Origin of the sequence: Oryzisolibacter propanilivorax (genome assembly GCF_900103645.1) — a bacterium.
Taxonomy (GTDB): domain Bacteria; phylum Pseudomonadota; class Gammaproteobacteria; order Burkholderiales; family Burkholderiaceae_C; genus Melaminivora; species Melaminivora propanilivorax.
Genome location: NZ_FNHP01000013.1, coordinates 1 through 18,978, shown reverse-complemented (window position 1 = coordinate 18,978; position 18,978 = coordinate 1). Strand labels below are relative to the sequence as shown.

The 18,978-nt window shown below is 70.2% G+C and carries 19 protein-coding genes; 4 read left to right on the top strand and 15 right to left on the bottom strand.

The window, feature by feature from the left end; genetic code table 11:
- The first annotated feature begins 29 nt into the window (after positions 1 to 29).
- Positions 30 to 443 (top strand): c-type cytochrome, encoded by a 414-nt coding sequence (locus BLQ61_RS16075; protein WP_217629412.1) that lies wholly within the window; start codon positions 30 to 32, stop codon positions 441 to 443.
- A 51-nt stretch (positions 444 to 494) separates the two neighbouring features.
- Positions 495 to 1,790 (top strand): NAD(P)/FAD-dependent oxidoreductase, encoded by a 1,296-nt coding sequence (locus BLQ61_RS16070; RefSeq protein WP_091572772.1) that lies wholly within the window; start codon positions 495 to 497, stop codon positions 1,788 to 1,790.
- Positions 1,791 to 2,136: 346 nt separating this feature from the next.
- Here the strand turns inward: BLQ61_RS16070 and BLQ61_RS17275 are convergent, their stop codons facing one another.
- The 6 genes from BLQ61_RS17275 to BLQ61_RS16045 form a co-directional block, all read right to left on the bottom strand.
- A complete protein-coding gene (locus BLQ61_RS17275; RefSeq protein ID WP_139182768.1) occupies positions 2,137 to 2,364 on the bottom strand; it encodes a hypothetical protein in 228 nt (75 codons plus the stop codon).
- Entirely contained in the window at positions 2,361 to 2,693 is a 333-nt protein-coding gene (locus BLQ61_RS16065) for a c-type cytochrome (RefSeq protein WP_245704107.1), read from the bottom strand. Before BLQ61_RS16065 ends, BLQ61_RS17275 begins: the two co-directional genes overlap by 4 nt.
- Positions 2,694 to 2,879: 186 nt before the next feature.
- Positions 2,880 to 3,908: a quinoprotein relay system zinc metallohydrolase 1 gene (locus tag BLQ61_RS16060; protein ID WP_245704106.1), complete on the bottom strand. Its 1,029-nt coding sequence runs from the start codon at positions 3,906 to 3,908 to the stop codon at positions 2,880 to 2,882.
- Entirely contained in the window at positions 3,905 to 4,711 is an 807-nt protein-coding gene (locus BLQ61_RS16055; protein ID WP_091572655.1) for a quinoprotein dehydrogenase-associated SoxYZ-like carrier, read from the bottom strand. The genes BLQ61_RS16060 and BLQ61_RS16055 overlap by 4 nt, the downstream gene beginning before the upstream one ends.
- A 65-nt stretch (positions 4,712 to 4,776) precedes the next feature.
- Positions 4,777 to 5,439: an HAD family hydrolase gene (locus BLQ61_RS16050; protein WP_091572652.1), complete on the bottom strand. Its 663-nt coding sequence runs from the start codon at positions 5,437 to 5,439 to the stop codon at positions 4,777 to 4,779.
- Complete coding sequence (locus BLQ61_RS16045; protein ID WP_091572650.1) at positions 5,436 to 7,481, bottom strand: sensor domain-containing diguanylate cyclase; 2,046 nt, start codon at positions 7,479 to 7,481, stop codon at positions 5,436 to 5,438. The genes BLQ61_RS16050 and BLQ61_RS16045 overlap by 4 nt, the downstream gene beginning before the upstream one ends.
- 73 nt (positions 7,482 to 7,554) lie before the next feature.
- Here BLQ61_RS16045 and BLQ61_RS16040 point away from each other — a divergent pair, with 73 nt between their 5' ends.
- Positions 7,555 to 9,105 (top strand): ABC transporter substrate-binding protein, encoded by a 1,551-nt coding sequence (locus BLQ61_RS16040; protein ID WP_091572647.1) that lies wholly within the window; start codon positions 7,555 to 7,557, stop codon positions 9,103 to 9,105.
- A 75-nt stretch (positions 9,106 to 9,180) separates the two neighbouring features.
- Here BLQ61_RS16040 and BLQ61_RS16035 read toward each other — a convergent pair whose 3' ends face one another.
- Positions 9,181 to 9,585 carry a YchJ family protein gene (locus BLQ61_RS16035; protein WP_091572644.1) on the bottom strand — a complete coding sequence of 135 codons (405 nt, stop codon included), beginning with the start codon at positions 9,583 to 9,585 and terminating at the stop codon, positions 9,181 to 9,183.
- A 169-nt stretch (positions 9,586 to 9,754) separates the two neighbouring features.
- Here BLQ61_RS16035 and BLQ61_RS16030 point away from each other — a divergent pair, with 169 nt between their 5' ends.
- Complete coding sequence (locus BLQ61_RS16030; protein ID WP_091572642.1) at positions 9,755 to 10,234, top strand: DUF421 domain-containing protein; 480 nt, start codon at positions 9,755 to 9,757, stop codon at positions 10,232 to 10,234.
- 16 nt (positions 10,235 to 10,250) lie between these two features.
- Here BLQ61_RS16030 and BLQ61_RS16025 read toward each other — a convergent pair whose 3' ends face one another.
- The 8 genes from BLQ61_RS16025 to BLQ61_RS15990 all read right to left on the bottom strand — a co-directional run bounded on the left by BLQ61_RS16025 (position 10,251) and on the right by BLQ61_RS15990 (position 18,624).
- On the bottom strand, positions 10,251 to 11,381 hold the full coding sequence (locus BLQ61_RS16025; RefSeq protein ID WP_091572640.1) for an acyl-CoA dehydrogenase family protein: 1,131 nt from the start codon (positions 11,379 to 11,381) through the stop codon (positions 10,251 to 10,253).
- A 48-nt stretch (positions 11,382 to 11,429) separates the two neighbouring features.
- Positions 11,430 to 12,098 (bottom strand): SDR family oxidoreductase, encoded by a 669-nt coding sequence (locus BLQ61_RS16020; protein WP_091572638.1) that lies wholly within the window; start codon positions 12,096 to 12,098, stop codon positions 11,430 to 11,432.
- A gap of 78 nt (positions 12,099 to 12,176) precedes the next feature.
- On the bottom strand, positions 12,177 to 13,358 hold the full coding sequence (locus tag BLQ61_RS16015) for an acetyl-CoA C-acyltransferase (RefSeq protein WP_091572635.1): 1,182 nt from the start codon (positions 13,356 to 13,358) through the stop codon (positions 12,177 to 12,179).
- Positions 13,355 to 14,332 (bottom strand): HNH endonuclease, encoded by a 978-nt coding sequence (locus BLQ61_RS17270; protein ID WP_139182767.1) that lies wholly within the window; start codon positions 14,330 to 14,332, stop codon positions 13,355 to 13,357. The genes BLQ61_RS16015 and BLQ61_RS17270 overlap by 4 nt, the downstream gene beginning before the upstream one ends.
- Positions 14,329 to 16,176: a bifunctional isocitrate dehydrogenase kinase/phosphatase gene (gene aceK / locus BLQ61_RS16005; protein ID WP_091572631.1), complete on the bottom strand. Its 1,848-nt coding sequence runs from the start codon at positions 16,174 to 16,176 to the stop codon at positions 14,329 to 14,331. The genes BLQ61_RS17270 and aceK overlap by 4 nt, the downstream gene beginning before the upstream one ends.
- 70 nt (positions 16,177 to 16,246) lie before the next feature.
- Positions 16,247 to 16,909 (bottom strand): carbonate dehydratase, encoded by a 663-nt coding sequence (gene can / locus BLQ61_RS16000; protein ID WP_091572629.1) that lies wholly within the window; start codon positions 16,907 to 16,909, stop codon positions 16,247 to 16,249.
- Between the two features lie 54 nt (positions 16,910 to 16,963).
- Positions 16,964 to 18,154 carry an isovaleryl-CoA dehydrogenase gene (locus tag BLQ61_RS15995; RefSeq protein WP_091572626.1) on the bottom strand — a complete coding sequence of 397 codons (1,191 nt, stop codon included), beginning with the start codon at positions 18,152 to 18,154 and terminating at the stop codon, positions 16,964 to 16,966.
- 50 nt (positions 18,155 to 18,204) lie between these two features.
- Positions 18,205 to 18,624, bottom strand: coding sequence for a MerR family transcriptional regulator (locus BLQ61_RS15990; RefSeq protein WP_091572623.1), 420 nt, complete (start codon positions 18,622 to 18,624; stop codon positions 18,205 to 18,207).
- Positions 18,625 to 18,978 lie beyond the last annotated feature (354 nt).

The window sequence follows — 18,978 nt, the reverse complement described above, 5'->3', positions numbered from 1 at the left end:
TCAGGCCCAATCGGCCTGCAGCCCATGCAATGCATGGGCTTGCAGCTATCAAAACAATAGTTGTGGCGCTGCCGCTGGCGTTGACGCCGTGGCTGCAGGCCGGCGCCACGCCGAGTGGCGAACCCGGTCCGGCCCCGGTCTCCATCCGCGACGCCACGGTCGCGCCCAGCGGCCTGGAACTGCAGCTGCTGGCCGGCACCTGCTTTGCCTGCCACGGCCCCGACGGCCAGCCCCCGGCCGGCGCCGCCGAGCGCCTGCCGCGCCTGCGCGGGCGCCCGGCCGCCGAACTGCTGCAGCGCCTGCGGGCGTTGCGCGCCGGGCAGGTGGACGGCGCCAGCGTCATGCCGCTGCTGCTGCAGGGCTACGACGACGGGCAGCTGCGGGCGCTGGCGCAGTGGTTCGCCGAACCACCGCTGCCGCCCGGCGCCGGGGCGGGTCATTGAAATGCCGGCCGCATCTGCTGCCTTGACCACCGGAAGACTGCCGTGACCGCCATGCCCGCGCCCCTTGCCCCGCTGTCGCGTCGCCGCCTGCTGGCCGGTGCCGTGCCCGCCGGCGCGGCGGCGCTGGCCTTTCCGGCGCTGGTGCGCGCGCAGGCCGCCAGCGCGCGGGTGGTGGTGGTCGGCGGCGGCTTTGGCGGCGCCACCGCCGCGCGCTACCTGCGCCGCTATGCGCCCGGCCTGCAGGTGACGCTGGTCGAGCCGGCGGCGCGCTTCGTCACCTGCCCGTTCTCCAACCACGTGCTGGCCGGGCTGCGCACGCTGGACAGCATCAGCCACGGCTACGCCGACCTGCGCGCCGCCGGCGTACAGGTGCTGCACGCCACGGCGCAGGACGTGGACGCCGGCGCGCGCACCCTGCGCCTGTCCGATGGCCAGGCGCTGGCCTGGGACCGACTGGTGCTGTCGCCCGGTGTGGACCTGCGCTGGGATGCACTGGCGGGCTATGACGCGGCCGCCGCGCAGCGGGCCCCGCACGCCTGGAAGGCCGGCGCGCAGACGCTGCTGCTGCGCCGCCAGCTGCAGGCCATGCGCGACGGCGGCACCTTCGTCATGGCGATTCCCGACAACCCCTACCGCTGCCCGCCCGGGCCGTACGAGCGCGCGGCGCTGGTGGCGCATTACCTGCAGCGGCACAAGCCGCGCAGCAAGGTGCTGCTGCTGGACGCGAAGAACAACTTCTCGAAGAAGGAGCTGTTCCTGCAGGGCTGGCGCCAGCTGTATGGCGCGATGGTCGAGTGGGTGCCGCTGGCGCAGGACGGCCAAGTGGTGCGCGTGGACGCGGCTGCGCTGCAGGTCGAGACGCTGTTCGGCGAGCGCCACCGCGCCGACGTGCTGAACGTCATCCCGCCGCAGCGCGCCGGCCTGATCGCGCAGCGCGCCGGGGTGTGCGACGCCAGCGGCTGGGCGCCGGTGCAGGGCGAGGACCTGCAGTCGCGCCTGGTGCCGGGCATCCACGTGCTGGGCGACGCGGCGCAGGCCGGGCCCATCCCGAAGTCCGGCTTCGCCGCCAGCCACCAGGGCCGGGTGGCGGCCGCGGCCATCGCCGCCGCGCTGACCGGGCAGGCGCCGCCGGCCGCCTGGTACGCCAATACCTGCTACAGCCTGCTGGGGCCGGGCCACGGCATCTCGGTCTCGGGCGTTTACCGCGCCAGCGCCGGGCGCATCGTCGCCCTGCCGCACGCCGTGGGCACCAGCGCGCTGGACGGCGGCGCCCGCCTGCGCGCCGACGAGGCACGCCACGGCGCCGCCTGGTACGCCGCCATCAGCGCCGACATCTGGGGCGGCTGAGGCGGCGCCCGCGACATCCTGCCGGACCGGCCGCGGCCACGGCATGCCGCGCGCCGGGAATCAGGCCCTCGCCCCAAGGGAGAGGGAGCCAGACCGGAGCGCGTGGGGCGGGCCTGCCAACCCCAGCCCTCGCCCGGACGGAGAGGGCACGACAGCCGGCGCGACCGGTCGCCCTCGTCCCTCTCTGGGCAGAGCGTGATCGATGGCGCCGGTCTTGCTCCCTCTCCCCCTGGGAGAGGGCGGGGGTGAGGGCGTGCCGCAGCATCCGATGCATCTGCATGGTCGGGCAAATCGGCCTCCAGCCCATATTCCGCAAGGGCTTGCAGCTCTCATTCCAGGAGCGTTTTCAACCCCGGCCGCCCCACCGGGATGACCCTGGCGCCGGCGCCGGGCATGCGCCGCCGTGGGTTTGCATCAGCCGGTCCCACGCTGGCGCAGCGGCGCCCGGCCGCGGCGGCGCCTGCGTGCCAGTGGCGCCAGCGCCCTGCTGCTGGCGCTGCAGCAACAGCAGCCGCGCCGCGCCCAGCAGCGTGCATGGGTGCGCCTGCGGCGCCGGGCCAGGGGCGCTGCTCATGGCCTGGTGGCCAGCACCCACTGGGCCAGCAGCTTCACGTCGTCGGCGCTGAGGCCGGAATGCGCCGGCATGGCGGCGCGGCCCCACTTGCCCTTGGAGCCCATCTGGATGGACTGCGCCAGCGACGCCGGCGCGTCCTTGTCGCCGGCGTACTTCTCGGCCACCGAGGCGAAGGCCGGGCCGACGATTTTCTCGTTGGCGGCGTGGCAGCTGTAGCAGCCGCTGGCCTTGGCCAGGTCGGCGGCGGTGGCCAGGTCGCCCGTGTTGGCGCCGGCATGGGCGCCGGCGGCCAGCAGCCAGCCGAAGGTGAGAAGGTGAGCAGTACGCATGGCAATGTCTTCGTGGAGGGTGGGACGGAAAGCGCGACCGGCGGTGGGTGGGAAAGCCGGACCCGGCGCAAGCGGCCGGGCAGCCCTCCGGTCAGCAACATCCGTGCCCGCTGCCGGTACCGCCCCGGCGCCGGGCCGTCTGGCAAGGGGCGCTGTTCCAGATTGGCGCAGCTGTACCGTGGCCGGTCAACGCGGGGCGCTGCGGCGCAGCGCCTGGCGCTCATACTGCGGGTACCAGCGCACCAGGCTGCGCTGCAGCTCGGCCGGCTGCGCGCCCCAGTGGGCGAAGCGCTCGGGCACCGGCTGGCGCAGCAGCTCGGCCAGGTCCACGCCACGCTCGGCGCTGCCTTCCATCAGCCGCTGCAGCCACTGCAGCCAGTCGCGCGTCTGCGCCACGCCCGCCAGCCCGGCGTGCACCGGGCCGTGGCTGGGCACGACCTGGGTGAAGCGGCCCTGCGCATGCCAGCGCGCCAGGGTATCCAGACTGACCAGCCAGGCGGCCAGGTCGGCGTGCGGCGTGGTCGGCACGCGCTCGGCGAACACCAGCCCGCCGGCAAACAGCACGCCGGTGCGGCCGTCCAGCAGCACCAGGTCGTCGCCGGTGTGGCCGTGCAGGCGCGCCAGCGTGAAGCGCCCGCCGCCCAGCGCCAGTTGGCCCAGTGCCGCACCGTCCAGCGCCACGCGCGCCGGCTCGGCCTGCGTGCCGCGCATCCAGTCGCCGCAGACGCGGTACAGGTTGTCCTCGTAGCCCGCGCCCTCGGCGCGCTGGCCGGCGATGCTGCCGGCCAGCGCCGCCACCGGCGTGTCGGCCCAGGCCTGGTTGCCCAGGAAGTAGTCGGGGTGCAGGTTCAGGTTCAGCACCTGGCGCACCGGCTCGGCGGTGACGCGCGCGATCGCCCGGCGCTGCTGCTCGCCGTACAGGCGCGACGGGCCGGTGTTGATGACCAGCACCCCGTCGCCGGTGGCGATGAACGCGGTGTTGATGATGTTGCAGCCGTTGGCGCGCGCGAAATCGGCCACCGCGCCCTCGATGACCCAGGTGCCCTCGGCGATGCGGCGCGGCTGCAGGTCGTAGTCCAGGCGCTGCGCGTCCGGGCGCGGGGCGTGGGCGGCGGCGGGCGTGGCTGCGGCAGGTGCCGCGGGCACGGCGCCCGCCCCCAGGGTGCCCGCCGCCAGCAGCAGCGCGGCCCACATCGGCCGGGACGCGCCGGTCATGCGCGCACCTCGGCGTCGATGCGGTTGCCGTTGTTGTCCTGGCCGGTCAGGCGAAAGCGCTCCGGCCCGGCCAGCGGCAGCTCGAAGGTCAGGAACGGGTTTTCCGACACCGGCTCGTGCAGCTGCAGCCGCCACCAGGCCTCGCCTGCGGCATCGAGCAGCTGCAGCTGCTCGATGTAGAACGCCGGGATGCCGGCCACCAGACCGGTGTCCATGGGGTGCATGACGTTCACGCGCAGGCGCCGGCTGCCCTGCAGCACGTTCGGGAAGATGCGCGCCTGCACCTGGTTCAGCGTGGCGCGCCAGGAGCCGTCGATGCGCGTCGCGCCCGAGACGGTGCAGCCCCCGCCCGGCGCCTGCGCCATGGCGCTGCCGACATGCCAGGCGCCGTCCTCGGTCTGCGCCATGGCGCGCACCGGCGAGGCCTGCTCCAGCCGCAGCCGGAATGCCAGCACCGGCAGCGCGCGCAGCGGCTCGAACTGCAGCACCTCGCGCACCGGGTTGCGGTCCACCACCACCAGGATGCGGCGCAGCGCCGGCCCGCGCGCGGCCAGCGGCCGGGCGTCGATCTGCAGCGGCACGTTCAGCGCATCGTCGGCGAAGGCCGGGGTGCGCACCAGCACGTCGTCGGTGAAGCGCACTGGCGCATCCGCGCCCAGGTACTGCGCGCGCAGCGTCGGCCACTGCAGCGAGCCCAGCGGGTCGCCGCCGCTGCGTTCGTCCGGCGCGGCGCCGGCGGCCAGCCCCGGCGCCGCCCAGCCCCCGGCCAGCGCGCCCCACAACCATTGCCTGCGATCCAGCATTGCCGTGCCTCCATCGGATGTTTGCGATGGGCCAGGGCAAGCAAGGTTCGGGCCGGGCTTCGGCTTCAGTCCAGCAGTGCCGGCAGCTGGCGCATGTCCTCGATGATGTGCCAGGCGCCGGCGGCGCGCAGCGCCTCGGGCGCGCCGTGGCCGGCGCCGCCCGGGCTGTAGCCGACCACGGTGGCGCCGGCGGCCACGCCGGCGGTGACGCCGGTGATCGTGTCCTCGACCACCAGGCAGCGCGCGGGCGCCACGCCGACAGCGGCGGCGGCGGCCAGGTACACGTCGGGCGCGGGCTTGGTCGCTGGCATCTCATGCCCGCTGAAGACGCGCCCGGCGAACAGCGGCGCCAGCCCCACCTGGGCCAGCTGCATCTCCACCTTCTGCCGATCGGCGCCGGAGGCGCAGGCGATGCGCCCGGCCAGGCGCGCGTGCACGGCGTGCACGGCGTCGATGGCGCCGTCGATGGGCGCCAGCTCGGCCGCCAGCCGGACGTTGCGCCGGGCGTAGAACTCGGCCATCCAGGCATCGGTGAGCGGCCGGCCGGTGTGCGCCTGGATGCGTGCGGCCTCGCTGCGCACGGTCTTGCCTATGAAGGTGGCCAGGCACTCGGTGGGCGTGATCGGCCAGCCGGCCTCGTTCAGCATGGCGCACAGCACGCCGTTGGTGATCGGCTCGCTGTCCACCAGCACACCGTCGCAATCAAACAGGATGGCTTCGAATCTCACACGTTCTCCCCGTCGACCTGCCCGGCCGGCGCATGCAGTTCATTGTCACAGTGCGGGCCGTAAAGCATGCTCTGGTCGCGCCCGCAGCGCTTGGCACGGTACAGCGCGGCGTCGGCCCGGCGCAGCAGCACCTGCGCGGCGTCCATGCCGGCGCCGGCCGGCGGCTGCGCCAGCTGGTGCGGAAGCACGCTGGCCACGCCCACACTGACGGTGACGATGCCGTCCTCGCCCGCGCCGGCGGCGTGCTCCAGACCCAGGGCGCGCACCGCCAGGCGCAGCCGTTCGGCCACCGCCAGCGCCTGCGCCTCGTCGGCGCCGGGCAGCAGCACGGCGAATTCCTCGCCGCCGTAACGCGCCACCAGGTCGCCGGCGCGGCCGCTGTCCAGCGCCAGCGCCCGCGCCACGGACTGCAGGCAGCGGTCGCCGGCGACATGGCCGTAGTGGTCGTTGTAGGCCTTGAAGCGGTCCACGTCGATCATCAGCAGCGCCAGCGGCGCGGCGCCGCGCTGGGCACGCTCCCATTCCTGTGCCATGTGCTCGTCCAGCGCCATGCGGTTGGCCAGCCGCGTCAGCGGGTCGATGCGCACCTGCGCTTCCAGCGCGGCGCGGTAGTGCTCCAGCTGCAGCTCGGCCTGGCGGCGCTCGGTAATGTCCTGCACCGTGCCAGTCATGCGGCTGCGCGGGCTGCCCTTGCCGTCGCCGAACTCGGCGCGTACCTCGACCCAGCGCAGCGGCAGCCCGCCCTGCGGATGGATGCGGTACTGCACGCGCAGCGGCCGGTGCTCGGCGATGGCCCGGGCGTGCGCCTGCAGCATGGGCTCGCGGTCCTGCCCGTCCAGCATCTCGATCCATTGCCTGAGCGTCATGTCCGACTCCAGCGGCAGGCCGAAGATGGTGTTGGCCATGTCGGACATGGTGAATAGCTTGCGCTCGGCGTCGTACACGAAGTAGCCCACGCTGGCGGCGCGCTGGGCCGCTTCCAGCCAGCGCATCTGCTCCTGCACCCGCTCCTTGAAGCCGCGCTCGCGCCGCCAGGCGCGGCGCTGCCACAGCGTCGCCAGCGTGCCCAGCAGCAGCATCGACAGGCTGACGTACAACGTCAGCGACAGCCAGCCGCCATAGCGGATCTCGGCGAAGGCCTCGGCGGCGTCGATCTCGGACACCAGCAGCCAGCTGGTGCCCGGCACCGCGCCGGCGCTGGCCAGCACCGCCGTCCCCTGGTGGTTGTGCCCGTACAGCGTGCCGCGCGCGCCCTGCGCGGCGCGCACCACGGGCGCGTCGGGCGAGCGCCACAGGTTCAAGCGCAGGCTGGCCGGCGGCACGGCCTGCTGGCGCAGCGGGCTCAGGAACAGCACCTCGTCGCCCTGGCGCCGCAGCAGCATCGACGCGGCGCTGGTGCGGCTGCCCCCAGGCCAGGCCTGCAGCAGCGGGTACAGGGCGACGCGCGCGTCCAATACCAGCCACAGCGCGCCGACCGGGCCGGACTCGTCGTACAGCGGCGCCACCAGCGCCACGTAGGGAAAGGCGAAGCGCGCGTGCTGCTGCAGCTCGGTGGCCTGTGCCTGGCCCAGCGCCAGCGCCTGCTCCAGCGCCGCCCGCTCGGCCTGCGGCAGGCTGCCGCCGGCCACGCCCTGCGGGTCCAGCAGCAGCCGGCCCTCCAGGTCGACCAGGTAGGCGGCGGCGTACTGCATGTGCTCGACCAGGCCGGCCAGGCGCTCGCGCAGGCGCTCCTGGCGCACCGGGGTCGGCTGCTGCTGCCACAGCGCCACGGCGCGCGCCAGTACCGCATCGCTGCTCAGCGCCTCGGCCTCGCCCAGGCGGCGCTGGCGCCAGCTGGCGACGCTGCGCACCTGCAGCTGGTTGATGGCCGCCAGGCTGCTTTCGATGATGTGGCGGTAGTGCTGCTCGCGCTCGGCGTACAGCAGCCGCGCGCCCCAGGCCAGCAGCAGCGCCAACAGCAACAGGCCCAGCGGCGCCAGCCAGCCGGCGCGCAGCAGCCCACCGGGCAGGCGGCGGCGTACGGGAGGGCGACTCGGCGGCATGGGCAGCGCGGGGGTTGAGGCCGGTGGCAGGCGGGGACTACCATTGTCGCCTGTCCCTTGCAGCCCACGCGCCATGCCCCACCCTGCGTCCCTGCCCCCGCCCGACGCGCCCACGCGCACCACGCGCCGCGCCTGCCTGGCGCAGGCCCTGGCGCTGTGCGGCGCGCTGCCGCCACTGGCACGCGCGCAGGCCCCGTCCGGCGCCAAGGCCGGTCAGCGCGCGGTGGTGCTGAACCTGTCGCTGGCGCCCGACAGCCTGGACCCGACCATGGCCGCCGCCGCCGCGGTGGGCGAGGTGGTGCACTACAACGTGCTGGAGGGCCTGACGCGTATCGAGGAAAGCGGCCGCGTGGTGCCATTGCTGGCCGATTCCTGGCGCCAGGGGCGCGACGGGCTGAGCTACGTCTTCCGGCTGCGCGAAGGCATGCGCTTCCACGACGGCAGCCCGCTGGACGCGCAGGCGGTGCGCTTTTCCTTCGAGCGCGCGCAGGCGCCTGGCTCGACCAACAAGTCGCGCCGCGCGCTGTTCGACAACATCGCCGCCATCGCCACGCCCGACGCCCATACCGTGGCGCTGACGTTGCACCACCCCGATGTGGACCTGCCCTTTCGTCTGGGCGAGGGCCCGGCGGTCATCGTGCACCCGGCCAGCGCCGGGCAGCTGGCGCATGCGCCGGTGGGCACCGGCCCCTACCGCGTGGCGCAGTGGCTGCGCGGCCACAGCATTCGCCTGGAGCGCGCCCCGCACGCGCGCGCCGGTGCCAGCCAGGCGCGGCCGGATGGGGCCTGGTTCCGTTTCATGTCCGACCCGCAGCAGCGCGACGAGGCGCTGCGCAGCGGCGACATCGACCTGTTCTTCCAGTTCGCCACCAACACCGCGCGGCGCTTCCAGGACGACGTGCGCTACCAGATGCTGCTGGGCGAGTCGGGGGGCAAGGGCATGCTGGCGCTGAACCATCGCCGCGCGCCGCTGGGTGACGTGCGTGTGCGCCGCGCCATCACCCACGCCATCGACCGCGAAGAGTTCATCCAGCGCGTGCTGGACGGCCATGGCAGCGCCATCGGCAGCCACTTCGCGCCCACCGACCGCGGCTTCCTGCACCTGGACAGCCTGTACCCGCACGACCCGCAGCGCGCCCGCGCGCTGCTGCGCGAGGCCGGGGTACGGACCCCGCTGCGGCTGAAGCTGGCGCTGCCGCCCGCGCCCTACGCGCACCTGGGCGGCGACGTGCTGGCCAGGCAGCTGGCGCAGGTCGGCATCGTCGCCGAGCTGCAGCGCCTGAGCTGGAGCGAGTGGCTGCAGGGGCCGTTCCGCGGGCACTTCGACATGACGCTGATCAACCATGTCGAGCCGCTGGACTACCTGATCTACACCGACCCCGACTACTACTTTGGCTACGACAGCCCGGCGTTTCGCGTGCTGGCGCACGAGCACGCGCTGGCCACCTCGCCGCGCCAGCGCCAGCAGCTGTTTGGCCAGCTGCAGCGCCACCTGGCCCAGGACGCGGCCAACGCCTGGATCTTCACCCCCAGCCTGGTCACGGTGGTGCGCAAGGGCCTGCGCGGGGCGTGGATGAACTACCCCATCTTCGCCCACGACGTGGGCGCGATGTGGTGGGATTGAAGCGCGTGCCGACCTGCCTGTAGCTAGGCTTTCGATAGCTACAGGACCATGTCGAACAAGGGCTGTGGGGCTTTTTCACTCAAAAATATCGCCGTCGACGTAATACCAGCGTCCGTCCTCGCGCACGAAGCGGCTGCGCTCGTGCAGGCGCCAGGCGCGGCCGCCGGGCAGGCGCTGGCGCGCCACGAACTCGACCTCGGCCGCATCCGGTCCGGTCTGGCACTGGACGCGCACCTGCAGGCCCAGCCAGCGCGCGCCCGGCTCGAAATCGAGACGGGCCGGGCGCGCGCTGGCGTGCCAGGTGGCCAGCAGGTAGTCGGCGCGCTGCAGCACGAAGGCGCTGTAGCGCGAGCGCATCAGCCGCTCGGCGTCGGGCGCGGGCATGCTGGTGACATGCTCGATGTAGCGGCCGCAGCAGTCGGCATAGGACAGCACGCGGCCAGCGGCTGCATGGCCGCAGGGGCAAGGCAGGGGTTTCATCGCGGTGGGGCAGCAGACGGACGCTGGATTGTCCACCGCCTGCCCGCTGCGCCACCAGCCAGCGCCTGCCTTCAATTCCCCGGCCTGCCGTCTTGCATCCGGGCGGGCCGATCGCTGCCTAGACTGGCTGCGGCCTGCCCGACGGCAGGGTTGTGGGAGAGGTGCAGCAATGTTCGATATGAGCGTGCCGTGGTGGGAGTTCGTACTGCGCGGCGTGGTGGTGTATGTCTTCCTGCTGGTGTTCCTGCGCCTGACGGGCCGGCGCCAGACCGGACAGCTGGCGCCGTTCGACCTGGTGCTGCTGCTGGTGCTGTCCAACGCGGTGCAGAACTCGATGAACGCCGGCGACAACTCGCTGGTGGGCGGCCTGATCTCGGCAGCCACGCTGCTGTTGTGCCACGTGCTGCTGGCGCACCTGACTTACCGTTGCAAGTGGCTGGAACGCCTGGTGGACGGCAGCCCGCAGGTGCTGGTGCGCAACGGCCAGGTGGACGAGCGGCTGCTGCGCCGCCAGTTGCTGACGCGCGAGGACCTGATGGCCGCCCTGCGCGCCGGCGGCTGCCTGCACCTGCACGAGGTGGAGCGCGCCACCATCGAGGCCAATGGCGACATCACGGTGGTGCTGCGCGCGCGCAGCAGCGACCGCTGAAGGCAAGTCCCCGCGTTCAGGCCAGCGCGCGCTGGATCAAGATCTTCTGCACGTCGCTGGTGCCCTCGTAGATCTGGCACACGCGCACGTCGCGGTAGATGCGCTCGACGGGAAAGTCATTGACCACGCCGTAGCCGCCCAGCGTCTGGATGGCGGCGCTGCACACTTTTTCCGCCATCTCGCTGGCGAACAGCTTGGCCATGGCGGCCTCCTTCAGGCAGGGCCGGCCGGCGTCGCGCAGCGCGGCGGCGTGCCAGATGAGTTGGCGCGCCGCCTCGATCTGCGTGGCGCAGTCGGCCAGGCGAAAGCCCACCGCCTGGTGGTTGAAGATGGGCTGGCCGAAGCTCTCGCGCTCCTTGGCGTACTGCAAGGCCACCTCGAACGCCGCGCGTGCCATGCCCACGCTCTGCGCGGCGATGCCGATGCGCCCGCCCTCCAGCGCCGACAGGGCGATCTTGTAGCCCTCGCCCTCGGCGCCGATCAGGTTCGCGGCCGGGATGCGGCAGTTCTCGAGGTTGATCTGCGCCGTGTCGCTGCTGTGCTGGCCCAGCTTGTCCTCCAGCCGCGCCACCTGCCAGCCCGGCGTGTCGGTGGGCACGAAGAAGGCGCTCATGCCGCGCTTGCCGGCGGCCTTGTCGGTCACGGCGATGACGATGGCCGCCTGGCCGTTCTGGCCGCTGGTGATGAACTGCTTGACGCCGTTCAGCACGTAGTCGCCCCCGTCCCGGGTCGCCGTGGTGCGCAGCGCCGAGGCGTCCGAGCCCACGTGCGGCTCGGTCAGGCAGAACGCGCCGAGCCACTCGCCGCTGGCCAAGCGGGTGAGCCAGTCGCGCTTTTGCCGCTCGCTGCCGTAGCGCATCAGGATGGCGTTGACGGGGCAGTTGGTGACGCTGATAGCCGTGCTGGTGCCGCCGTCGCCGGCCGCGATTTCCTCCAGCACCAGCGCCAGCGACACATAGTCGAGCCCGGCGCCGCCGTAGCCTTCCGGCACGCAAATGCCGTAGGCGCCGAGCTGCGCCAGGCCGCGGTGCGCCTCGCGCGGGAAAGTGTGGTCGCGGTCCCACTGGGCGGCGTGCGGGGTGATCTGCTCGCGCACGAAGTCGCGCACGGCGTCCCGGATCATGTCCTGGTCCTGGGTCAGCAGCATGGAGTCTCCTGATTCAAAGCGATGAAGAAGATCATTGCGCCGGCGCGGCTACCAGGTGGCGGCGCGGCGGCCGTCGTGGTGCAGCAGCCGGCCCTTGTCCTCGGGCGCCAGTGTGGCCAGCACCTGGCGCATGTCCTGCACGCTGGCTTGCACGGTCAGCGGCGCCTCGCCTCCGCCCATGTCGGTCTGCACCCAGCCCGGGTCGATGGTCACCAGGGTGGCCGCCGGGTAGTCGTGCTGCGCCGCGGCCACCGCCATGTTCAGCGCGGCCTTGCTGGTACGGTACAGCCAGGCGTTGCTGGCCGGCACCGCGCCGATCTGCGACATGGACGAGGACAGGAAGGCGAACACGCCGCCCGCCGCCTCGACCATCGGTGCCACCTGCGGCAGCGCCTGCATGGCGCCGAGCACGTTGGCATGCATGACGGCATCGAAGTCCTCGCGCGTGGGTGGCGTGCGCGCATCGGGGCGGCGCATGACGCCGGCGACGTACAGCGCCACATCCAGACGCTCGCCGTCGAGCTGCCAGGTCAGGCCGCTGATGCTGGCCGGGTCGGCCACGTCCACGGTCAAAGCCTGCGCGCCCAGCGCCTGCACGCGCGCACGGCCCTCATCGCCCCGCACCGTGGCCAGCACGCGCCAGCCGGCCTCGCGGTACTGGCGCACGAATTCCAGGCCGATGCCGCGCGATGCACCAATCACCAGGGCTGTGGGCATGAGTTTCCAATCAAAAAGGCCTCAAGCCCATGTAACACAAGGGCCTTCAGCTACAGAAAATATAGTGATCAGACGGGATCAGACCAGCTCGATCGCCATGGCGGTGGCCTCGCCGCCGCCGATGCACAGCGTGGCCAGGCCCTTCTTTTTGCCTTGGCGTTGCAGCGCATGGATCAGCGTGACCAGGATGCGCGCGCCGCTGGCGCCGATGGGGTGACCGAGCGCGCAGGCGCCGCCATGCACGTTCACCTTCTCGCGCGGCACCTGCAGGTCGTGCATCAGCGCCATGGGCACGACGGCAAAGGCCTCATTCACCTCCCACAGATCCACGTCCTCGGCCTTCCAGCCGGCTTTTTTCAGCACCTTCTCGGTCGCGCCGACGGGTGCGGTGGTGAACCACTCGGGCTCCTGCGCGTGCATGGCGTGGGCCACGATGCGCGCCAGGGGCTTGGCACCGAGCTCTTTGGCGGTGGACTCGCGCATCAGCACCAGCGCGGCGGCGCCGTCGTTGATGCTGGAGCTCGACGCCGCGGTGATCGTGCCGTCCTTCTTGAAGGCAGGCTTGAGGCTGGCAACCTTGTCCAGGCGCGCCTTGGCCGGACCCTCGTCTTCGCTCACCGTGACTTTGCCCTTGCGCGTCTTGACGGTGACGGGCGCGATCTCGTCCTGGAAGGCGCCGGATTTCGCCGCCTCCTGCGCGCGCTGCACGCTCTCGATGGCGAACTGGTCCTGCTGCTCGCGCGTGAACTGGTACTTGGCGGCGCAGTCCTCGCCAAAGGTGCCCATGGAGCGGCCGCTCTCGTAGGCGTCCTCCAGGCCGTCCAGCATCATGTGGTCGTAGACCTTGTCGTGGCCCATGCGGTAGCCGCCGCGGCCTTTTTTCAGCAGGTAGGGCGCGTTGGTCATGCTCTCCATGCCGCCGGCGACCACCACGTCGCGGCTGCCGGCCACCAGCTGGTCGTGGGCGAGGATGGTCGCCTCCATGCCGGCGCCGCACATCTTGGACAGCGTCACGGCGCCCGTGCTGCGCGGCAGCCCGCCGGCGTGGCCCGCCTGGCGCGCGGGTGCCTGGCCCTGGCCGGCCATCAGGCAGTTGCCGAACAGGACTTCATCGACCTTTTCCGGTGCGATGCCGGCGCGCTCGACGGCGGCGCGGATGGCGGCGCCGCCCAGCTCCCAGGCGGGCAGGTCGGCGAAGTCGCCCTGGAAGGCACCCATGGGCGTGCGCGCGGCGCCGACGATGACGATGGGGTCGTTCATGATGTTTGCTCCTTGTGGATGAAGTAAATGATTTCTTCGACGGTGTAGGGTGGATTTTTGAAATGCGCCACGGCATGGCAGTTGGCGCATAGCGGCCGCATGTCTGTGATCGGGTTGATCGCAACCGCCGCGCCGTGCGACGACACAGGGTTCAAGTGATGAACCTGGATGTAATGTTCGGCGACCGGACCATACACGGCGCCAAAGTTGAAACCACACGCCGCGCATGAGTAGCCATGCTGCGCCAAGCTCGCGCCTCTGGCGTTCGGATCCCGCTCGTACCGGGTCGTCTGAACAGAGAGGGGACGGCCTTCATAAAACTCTCTTGCTTCTGTCCTGCCCGGCTCGTCCATGCTGGGTACCGCGGTCGGCTGACCATTGGGTGCCGCAGAGCAAAACATTCGTGCGTAGTCGATCAATCCGGACGAATGGGTACGCTTAAACGCTGTGCTTGAGCGCACTTTTCCAGTGGGCGTGTGCAGGGCTTGCAATAGATACCGGCGATGGGCGCCGGTCAGCTCTTCATACCAGTACGCAAGCTGCTCAGGTGTCTCAACCCGCAGCGACACAACATGCTGCGGCAGTGCCACACTCTTGTAGGCAGAAGGTGAGATCTCAAGCGTTGTGTCTTCACTGTCTTGTTCAACCGGTACACCTCCTTGGGTCAGGATCCTGAGCACCGGCAGGTCGTTGTCCATAACAGCAAAAGACCCGTCAGCAGCAGAGGCGGCGGGAAACGGCCAACGTATCCAGTCACAGGTCAATGCCTCCACCTGGCCGACATTGAGCCGGAACCCATCCTCGAACAAAGTCACGGCCCAGGCTTCTGGTGCCACATGCTCAACAATAGAAATCGAGTCTAAAAGGCAGCGAAGCATCGCCCGCCGCAACTCCGCATCCGGACAGACTGCGGACATCACTGTCTCTGCATCCTTGACCGAACTACGGTTCAGAGAGCTGGGAATGTTATTCACGGAAGAACTCTCACAGAAGGCGCCAGTGACGACACCTGTGCGCCAATCGTCCTGCCGGCGGCAAATCGCCGCGCTTGGTCGTATGGAAAAACGTCGTAGACGTGCCCGGCGCGGATGCGCTCCTGGTGCGACTGCCAGAACGCAGGATCCAGCAGGTCGGCGTGGTGGCGCAGGAAGGCGTCGCGCACGGCCGGATGGCCGAGCAGGAACGGGGCGAAGGTTTCGGGATACACGTCGCGCGGGCCGACCGGCCACCAGACCTCGCCGGAGAGCTCGTCTTCCTCGCTGCGCGGCGCCGGCACGCGGCGGAAGTGGCAGTCCGTGAGGTATTCGATCTCGTCGTAGTCGTAGAACACCACCTTGCCGTGGCGCGTCATGCCGAAGTTCTTCCACAGCATGTCGCCGGGGAAGATGTTGGCCGCAACCATATCCTTGATGGCGTTGCCGTAGTCGGCCACGGCGTGCTCCAGCGCCTGGGCCGCGTCAGGCTGCTCCAGCCCGGCGTCGAAGCATTCCTGCAAGTGGATGTTCAGCGGGATCATGCGCCGCTCGATGTACAGGTGGCGGATGATGACTTCCTCCTGTCCATCGCCATCGCGGTCGCTGATCTCGATCTGGCTGGGCGCGTGCTGCCGGATCTCGGCGATCAGCTCCTCGGAAAAGCGCGCGCGCGGGAACGCCACCAGGCTGTATTCCAGCGTGTCGGCCATGCGGCCCACACGGTCGTGCTGCTTGACCAGCAGGTACTTGGCCTGGACCTGGGCACGCGTGGTGTCCTTCGGTGCCGGAAAGCGGTCCTTGATGAGCTTGAAGACGTAGGGGAAGCTGGGCAGGTCGAACACCAGCATGACCATGCCCTTGATGCCCGGGGCGATGCGAAAGCGGTCGCTGGAGTAGCGCAGGTGGTGCAGGAAGTCTCGGTAGAACAGCGTCTTGCCCTGCTTGGCCAGGCCCAGGGCGGTGTAGAGCTCGCCACGCGGCTTGCGCGGCATCAGGGTGCGCAGGAACTGCACCCAGGCGCTGGGCACCTCCATGTCCACCATGAAGTAGGCGCGCGCGAAGCTGAACAGCATCTGCAGGTCGTCCTCGCCGAACAGCGCGGCGTCGATCACCAGGCCACCCTGCTGGCCATGCAGGATGGGCAGCGCCAGCGGCAGCTCGACATGGCCGTTGATCAGCTTGCCGACCAGGTAGGCGCCCTTGTTGCGATAGAACAGGCTGGACAGCACCTGCAGCTGGAAGTTGCTGCGCAGCGTGCTGCCGCCCAGCTGCTGGCGGATGGCGGCGGCCACGCGCGCCACGTCGCGCGGCAGGCCCTCGAATGGGCGCTGCAGCGCGCAGTCCTGTAGCAGGGCGTGCACGCAGTCCTCCAGCGCCCCGCCCTGCGGGTAGTAGGCGCGGTAGGTGGGCCGGGCGCCGGGGGCATTGCTTTCCAGGTATTCGGTGCTGACCGCCGGGCGCACGAAGATGAAGTCGTTCTGGAAGTGCGTGCGGTGCAGGATCTTGGTGGTGACCGAATTGAAGAAGGTCTCGGCCAGTTCGGGCTGCAAATGGTTCACCAACAGGCCGATGTAGTGCAGCTTGGCCTGGTGCCAGACCGCCATGGGCAGCGCGCCAGCGCCGAACTCCTTGTCCAGCCGGCGCACGCACTCCTTCACGCGCAGGTCGTAAAACTCGATGCGCTCGCGCTGCGCGCGCTGCTGGCCGTGCCAGTCCGCCGTCTCGAAGCGGTGCTTGGCACGCGCCGATTCGGCCCGGAACAGCCGGTAGTGGCGGTTGAAGCCGTCCAGCATGGCCTGCGCGATGGCGTAGGCCTGGGGGGCTTCGAGGCGTTCGGGAAACATGGTCGACCCGCGGCGCGAAAAACGGGTGCCCGGCAGCGTGAGGGGAACGGCCCGCCGGGCACAGGCCGCGTCAGCCGCGCTGGCGGGTGGCGACGTGCTCGACGGCGCGCCTGCGCACCTCGTCCAGGCCGCCCGCGCCGGGCACCGTGACCTCGACGTTGGTGATCAGGCCGTTCTGCAAGCTGTAGCACCAGCCGTGCAGCGTCAGCTGCTGGCCGCGCGCCCAGGCATCGTGCACTACGGTGCTGTGCGCCACGTTGGCCACCTGCTCGATGACGTTCAGCTCGCACAGGGCATCCAGGCGCCACTGCGGCGACAGGCCTTCGAGCAGGCTGGCGTACTTGTCGCGCACATCCTTCACGTGGCGGATCCAGTTGTCGGCCAGGCCCACGCGCATGTCCTCCATGGCCGCGCGCACACCGCCGCAGCCGTAGTGGCCGACGACCATGAGGTGCTTCACCTGCAGCTGGTCGACGGCATACTGGATGGTGGACAGGGCATTCAGGTCGCTGGGCACCACCACGTTGGCGACGTTGCGGTGCACGAAGACCTCGCCCGGCTCCAGGCCGGTGATCTGGTTGGCCGGCACGCGGCTGTCCGAGCAGCCGATCCACATGTACCGGGGCTTTTGCTGCGCCATCAGCTCGGTGAAGAAACCGGGTCGATCACGCTCCATCTGCTGCGCCCATTCGCGGTTGTGTACGAACAGTTCGTCGATGGAGGGAGTGGTCATGGCAGGTCCTTGGAGGAGTGAAGAATGCGGTCTGAGCGCGGCCGGCGTGCGCGGTCAGCAGGTCTCGGCGAACAGCTCGCGGCCGATCAGCATGCGGCGGATCTCGCTGGTGCCGGCGCCGATCTCGTACAGCTTGGCATCGCGCCACAGGCGCCCGAGCGGGTATTCGTTGATGTAGCCGTTGCCGCCGAAGATCTGGATGCCCTCGCCTGCCATCCAGGTGGCTTTTTCGGCGCACCACAGGATGACGCTGGCGCAGTCCTTGCGCACTTGGCGCACGTGCTCGGCGCCGAGCATGTCCAAGTTCTTGGCCACCGTGTAGGCGAACGAGCGGCCAGCCTGCAGCACGGTGTACAGGTCGGCCACCTTGCCCTGGATCAGCTGGAACTCGCCGATGCTCTGGCCGAACTGCTTACGGTCGTGGATGTAGGGGATCACGTTGTCCATGACGGCCTGCATGATGCCCAGTGGGCCGCCGGTGAGCACGGCACGCTCGTAGTCCAGGCCGCTCATCAGCACCCGCGCGCCGCCGTTCACGTGGCCGAGCACGTTCGCGGCGGGCACCTCGACGTTCTCGAACACCAGCTCGCCCGTGTGGCTGCCACGCATGCCCAGCTTGTCGAGCTTTTGCGCGATGGAAAACCCGGGCATGCCCTTCTCGATCAGGAAGGCCGTGACGCCGCGCGCGCCCAGCTCGGGTTCGGTCTTGGCATAGACCACCAGGGTATCGGCGTCGGGGCCGTTGGTGATCCACATCTTGGTGCCGTTGAGCAGATAGTGGCTGCCCTTGTCCTCGGCACGCAACTTCATGCTGATCACGTCCGAGCCGGCGCCGGGCTCGCTCATGGCCAAAGCGCCCACGTGCTCGCCGCTGATCAGCGGGGGCAGATATTTGGCCTTTTGCGCTTCGGTGCCGTTGCGGTTGATCTGGTTCACGCACAGGTTGCTGTGCGCGCCATAGGACAGGCCCACCGAGGCGCTGGCGCGGGAAATTTCCTCCATCGCCACCATGTGCGCCAGGTAGCCCATTCCAGCACCACCGTACTGCTCGGGCACGGTGATGCCCAGCACGCCCAGGTCGCCCAGCTTCTTCCACAGGTCCATCGGAAACTGGTCGCTGTGGTCGATCTCGGCTGCCCGGGGTGCGATCTCGGCCTGCGCGAAGACGCGCACCGCGTCGCGCAGGGCGTCGATGTCCTCGCCCAGCTGGAAGTTCAGGCCAGGCAATTCGGTGGCAATGGTCATGGAACAGCTCCGCAGTGAAGATGGAATTTTGACGTTGACGTAAACGTCAATTATCCCTGACTTCCCGCCGTCTGGGATTCGATTTTTCGCAGCATGTCCTGCGCCTCCCGCTCATGCTCGCACACCTCGTCCAGATTGGCCTGCAGTTCCGTGATCTGCTGTTCGATGTGCTGGCGGTGCAGCCCTAGCACTTGCAGGAATCTGCGCAGCTGCACCTCGGTGTCGCGGGGACTGTCGTAGAGGTCGATGATCTCCTTGGCTTCCGTCAGCGACAGGCCCAAGCGCTTGGCCCTGAGCGTGAGCTTGAGGCGGGTTCTATCCCTGGCGCTGTAGAGGCGGCTTCTGCCACCCGGCCCGGTGCGCGCGGGCTGCAGCAGACCCATGTCTTCGTAGAAGCGCATGGCGCGGGTAGTCAGATCGAACTCTCGCGCCAGGTCGGTGATGGAGTAGGTGGTAGTGGGGGCAGCCATGGCAGGAGGGGCGCAATAGATTCAGGGCAGGCCGCAGGCACTGCGCAAGCGACAGCACGTAAGCTTTGCATAAGCAAAGCCTCCCGATATTACTATTGCAGACCCATGGCAGCCGCTGTGGCGATGCCGTGGGGCGCCATTGAACGGGCGCATCACCGAAGACACTGCTGGGCTACGATGGTCCATAGATAAACGTAACAAGGGCTTTTCTCTCCCCCTGCTCCTGCAGCAGCGCCCACCTGAACGCGCCCGCCCAACGCCCAACGCCGAACGCCCTCCCACTCTTTGGGAGTGGGAGGGCGTTGGTATTGGCGGAATGGGGGTAGCCTGACGATGACCTACTTTCACACGGGA

Bases quoted from the DNA above. Each gene is read 5' to 3' on its own strand.
- BLQ61_RS16075 (WP_217629412.1), top strand. From the start codon at position 30: ATGCATGGGCTTGCAGCTATCAAAACAATAGTTGTGGCGCTGCCGCTG.
- BLQ61_RS16070 (WP_091572772.1), top strand. From the start codon at position 495: ATGCCCGCGCCCCTTGCCCCGCTGTCGCGTCGCCGCCTGCTGGCCGGT.
- BLQ61_RS17275 (WP_139182768.1), bottom strand. From the start codon at position 2,364: ATGAGCAGCGCCCCTGGCCCGGCGCCGCAGGCGCACCCATGCACGCTG.
- BLQ61_RS16065 (WP_245704107.1), bottom strand. From the start codon at position 2,693: ATGCGTACTGCTCACCTTCTCACCTTCGGCTGGCTGCTGGCCGCCGGC.
- BLQ61_RS16060 (WP_245704106.1), bottom strand. From the start codon at position 3,908: ATGACCGGCGCGTCCCGGCCGATGTGGGCCGCGCTGCTGCTGGCGGCG.
- BLQ61_RS16055 (WP_091572655.1), bottom strand. From the start codon at position 4,711: ATGCTGGATCGCAGGCAATGGTTGTGGGGCGCGCTGGCCGGGGGCTGG.
- BLQ61_RS16045 (WP_091572650.1), bottom strand. From the start codon at position 7,481: ATGCCGCCGAGTCGCCCTCCCGTACGCCGCCGCCTGCCCGGTGGGCTG.
- BLQ61_RS16040 (WP_091572647.1), top strand. From the start codon at position 7,555: ATGCCCCACCCTGCGTCCCTGCCCCCGCCCGACGCGCCCACGCGCACC.
- BLQ61_RS16035 (WP_091572644.1), bottom strand. From the start codon at position 9,585: ATGAAACCCCTGCCTTGCCCCTGCGGCCATGCAGCCGCTGGCCGCGTG.
- BLQ61_RS16030 (WP_091572642.1), top strand. From the start codon at position 9,755: ATGTTCGATATGAGCGTGCCGTGGTGGGAGTTCGTACTGCGCGGCGTG.
- BLQ61_RS16025 (WP_091572640.1), bottom strand. From the start codon at position 11,381: ATGCTGCTGACCCAGGACCAGGACATGATCCGGGACGCCGTGCGCGAC.
- BLQ61_RS16020 (WP_091572638.1), bottom strand. From the start codon at position 12,098: ATGCCCACAGCCCTGGTGATTGGTGCATCGCGCGGCATCGGCCTGGAA.
- BLQ61_RS16015 (WP_091572635.1), bottom strand. From the start codon at position 13,358: ATGAACGACCCCATCGTCATCGTCGGCGCCGCGCGCACGCCCATGGGT.
- aceK (WP_091572631.1), bottom strand. From the start codon at position 16,176: ATGTTTCCCGAACGCCTCGAAGCCCCCCAGGCCTACGCCATCGCGCAG.
- can (WP_091572629.1), bottom strand. From the start codon at position 16,909: ATGACCACTCCCTCCATCGACGAACTGTTCGTACACAACCGCGAATGG.
- BLQ61_RS15995 (WP_091572626.1), bottom strand. From the start codon at position 18,154: ATGACCATTGCCACCGAATTGCCTGGCCTGAACTTCCAGCTGGGCGAG.
- BLQ61_RS15990 (WP_091572623.1), bottom strand. From the start codon at position 18,624: ATGGCTGCCCCCACTACCACCTACTCCATCACCGACCTGGCGCGAGAG.